The 3,197-nt window shown below is 61.6% G+C and carries 3 protein-coding genes; 2 read left to right on the forward strand and 1 reads right to left on the reverse strand.

Annotated features, from left to right (window positions below; translation table 11 throughout):
* Positions 1 to 736, reverse strand: a 736-nt coding sequence (locus tag ACW9JE_RS29835; RefSeq protein WP_457434800.1) for a hypothetical protein, incomplete at its 3' end; no start/stop codon positions are given.
* A gap of 113 nt (positions 737 to 849) precedes the next feature.
* Here ACW9JE_RS29835 and pdxR point away from each other — a divergent pair.
* Entirely contained in the window at positions 850 to 2,370 is a 1,521-nt protein-coding gene (gene pdxR, locus ACW9JE_RS29840) for a MocR-like pyridoxine biosynthesis transcription factor PdxR (RefSeq protein WP_457434801.1), read from the forward strand.
* A gap of 3 nt (positions 2,371 to 2,373) precedes the next feature.
* The gene (locus tag ACW9JE_RS29845; protein ID WP_457434802.1) at positions 2,374 to 3,135 is read left to right on the forward strand and encodes a metallophosphoesterase; all 762 of its coding nucleotides are present in this window, start codon (positions 2,374 to 2,376) and stop codon (positions 3,133 to 3,135) included.
* The last annotated feature ends 62 nt before the right edge of the window (positions 3,136 to 3,197 follow it).

The raw sequence follows: 3,197 nt of genomic DNA on the forward strand, positions 1-3,197 counted from the left end.
CGAGGAACACACCGCCGGCGATCTGGAACGTGCGAATGGCATCGGCCTGCCGATCAGTCAGGCGCCAGGCCATGTAGGCGCCGCTGCCGATCAGGAACACGAATGTCAGGGTGAGCAGCGGCTCGATGACCGCTGAGCGATAAACCACCCGGAACACCTTCATCACTGCGGTGTGAGCCTCTGGGCCGATCAGGCCGAAAAAGTGATTGCTGAAATGGAAGCCCAGGTACACCACCACCGCTGCTGCGGCGACACCGTGCCAGAACCTGACTCTGTTCTTGCCCTCCACCAAAGTTTTGGGTTGCCGCGGTGTTTTGTCCGCAATGGCGATCAGGCCGATCAGGGAAGTCCAGACCACTGTCAGGAAACCGATGTCCCAGGTCGGTTTGCCCAGCAGCAGGAAGATCACGCCGGTAAACACGAAGATCGGCGCCACCGCGCCCGACACCAACGCCACTCGACGCGCCAGCACTTCGGCTGAACTCGGCATCGGGTTGCGCCCCAGGAAGATCGCGCAAGACAGCCCGATCAGCGGCATGAAAATGGCGAGCATCAGCACAAGCCCCGCCATCAGCCATGCGGCAACACCCGCACCCTGGGTGATCTTGACGCTGTAGGTGTTGAAGCAAATCAGCAGAAAGGGATAGATCAACGCAATGATCGGCCCGAGGAACCATTGCATCTGCGGCTTGACTGCCGAAGCCTCCGAAACCGATTGCATCTGATATGTGCGCATAAAAAGTACCCAGTAGCGTGAAAACATAAGGAGGTGATCATCTTTGTCCGGGACTGGACTAAAGTATTGATCCAGTTTCCGACAATCTGATTGAGCCACTTCAGGCGCCATACATGAACGACAACGTTTCCAGCCAGGTCACCTGGTCCCTCGCCCTCGATGCTCGCCAGGAGGGTGAAACCCTGCAGAACTGGCTCTACAGAGCGCTCCGCCAGGACATCCTGGGCGGGCGCCTGCCGCGCAATCATTTGCTGCCCGGCACACGCCATCTGGCCGCGCAATACGGATTGGCCAGAGGAACGGTTCAGGCGGCGTACAACCAACTGCTGTCCGAGGGTTATCTGGAAACCGCAAAGGGCAGCGGGACACGGGTCAGCCTCACCCTTCCCCACGATCACCGCGCCCAGGCCCGCCGAGCGCCAGAGTCCACCGAGTCAACCGATGCAGCGCCCCTTCTGCCCACTTCCCGCTGGGCCCGTGAGCTGGTCGAACAGTCCCCCGCTTTTCTACTGGATTCGCAATCCCAGTCAAAACCCTTCGTTCCGCACTGCTGCGATGTCGCCAGCTTCCCGATCGATATCTGGCGCCGACTGCACGCCAGGCACCTGGCCGCCGTCCAGCCGACGATTCTGTCCAGGCGCACCGCGCAGGGTTCACCGGCATTGCGCCAGGCCATCGCGGATCACCTGGCAATCGCCAGGGGCGTGGCGGTGAGCGCGGAAAACATCGTGCTGGTCAGCAGCGTGCAGCAGGCCCTGGATATTTGCCTGCGCCTGATCATCGAGCCCGGCGATGCGGTGTGGATGGAAGATCCGGGTTACACCGGTGCCAGGCAGATCCTGCTCGGCGCCCGTGCGAACGTCGTTGACGTACCTGTAGACGAGTTGGGGATTGTCGTCGACGAAGGCATCAGGAAAGCACCGCACGCGCGCCTTGCCTACGTGACGCCCTGTCGACAGGCGCCCATGGGGGTGGCCCTGTCACCCGACCGGCGCCTGACGCTTTTGCAGTGGGCACGGGACAATGGCGCCTACGTGTTCGAGGACGATTACGACAGTGAGTACCGGTTCATCGCCAAACCGATCCCCGCGCTCAAGAGCATGCCCCAGGCCGACCACCATGTGATCCTCGCCGGTACCTTCAGCAAATTGCTGTTTCCCGCCATCGGCCTGGCCTACCTGGCGCTCCCGCCACAGCTGGTCGAACCCTTCACTCGAGCGATGTCCCTGACCGCGCGCAATGCCAACAGCCTGGCCCAGGCGGTGTTGGCAGACTTCATGACCGAGGGCCATTTCGATCGTCACATCCGCAAGATGCGCAAGCTCTATGCCGCCCGTGCCAAAGCGTTCGAAAGCTTGTCCAGGCAGCTATGGGCCGACTTCATCGAGTTCACGCCCATTCACGCCGGGCTCGACGTGGCGGGACGGCTGAAGGGCTTTTCGGAGCCCGACGCATTGGCATTGCTGCAAAACTGCGGTATCGGCGCCTTTCCCCTGAGCCGGTACACTCAAAGCGTCGTAATGCCGCCGGGCCTGGTGATGGGGTTCGCCGCGCACACCGAATCACAAATAGAGCAGAAGATGATTCTGGTCGCACAAGCCCTGCTTGATTCATCCGCCCCCCACAGGAATTGACCCATGCGCATCGCCCTGCTGTCCGACATGCACCTGTCCGTCAACGCGATCCCTTTTCCAAAGGTGGAGGCTGACATCGTCGTGCTCGCCGGCGACATCGCACGGCCGGCCAGGGCCATCGAATGGGCCAGCGCCTGCCCGCTGCCAATCCTGTATGTGGCGGGCAATCATGAGTTCTACGGCAGCGATCTGGCGTCGACTTATGAGCAGCTGCGCGACCTGTCCCGAGGCACGCGGATCACGGTGCTGGAACGCTCGGAGCATGTGCACGGCGGCGTGCGGTTTCTCGGTTGTACGCTGTGGTCTGACTATCGGCTGTTCGATGAAGGCCCGCAGCGGGATCTGGGGGTCGACATGGCCACGGACCTGATTCGCGACTTCAGCCATATCAGGATCGCACCGGACTTTCCCGAACTGTTCACTCCGGCGGTATCACAGTTGATTCACCTGCAGACTGTCGCCTGGCTGGACGACTGCTTCCGGCGCGACAGCACCACACCAACAGTGGTGATCTCCCACTTCGCCCCGACCCGCTCGAGCATCGCGCCGATGTTCGCCGAGTCACCGATCAACTCGAGTTTCGTGTCGGACCTCGAAGAGAAAATCAGGCAATGGCGGCCGGTGCTGTGGCTGCATGGCCATACCCACGGCAGCTTCGATTACCGGGTGGGCAATACCCGCGTGGTGTGCAATCCACGGGGCTATGCCGGCAATGGCGTGAACGAAAACCCCGAATTCAACGGCGCACTGGTCCTCGAAATCTGACCCCGCCCCTGTAGGAGCGAGCACGCTCGCGATGGTCGTCAACGATAACGCTGGGCATCTGA

Source organism: Pseudomonas sp. SDO55104_S430, from assembly GCF_054070595.1.

What these genes read in the sequence shown, in the direction of transcription:
- pdxR (WP_457434801.1), top strand. Translation starts at nt 850, where the DNA reads ATGAACGACAACGTTTCCAGCCAGGTCACCTGGTCCCTCGCCCTCGAT.
- ACW9JE_RS29845 (WP_457434802.1), top strand. Translation starts at nt 2,374, where the DNA reads ATGCGCATCGCCCTGCTGTCCGACATGCACCTGTCCGTCAACGCGATC.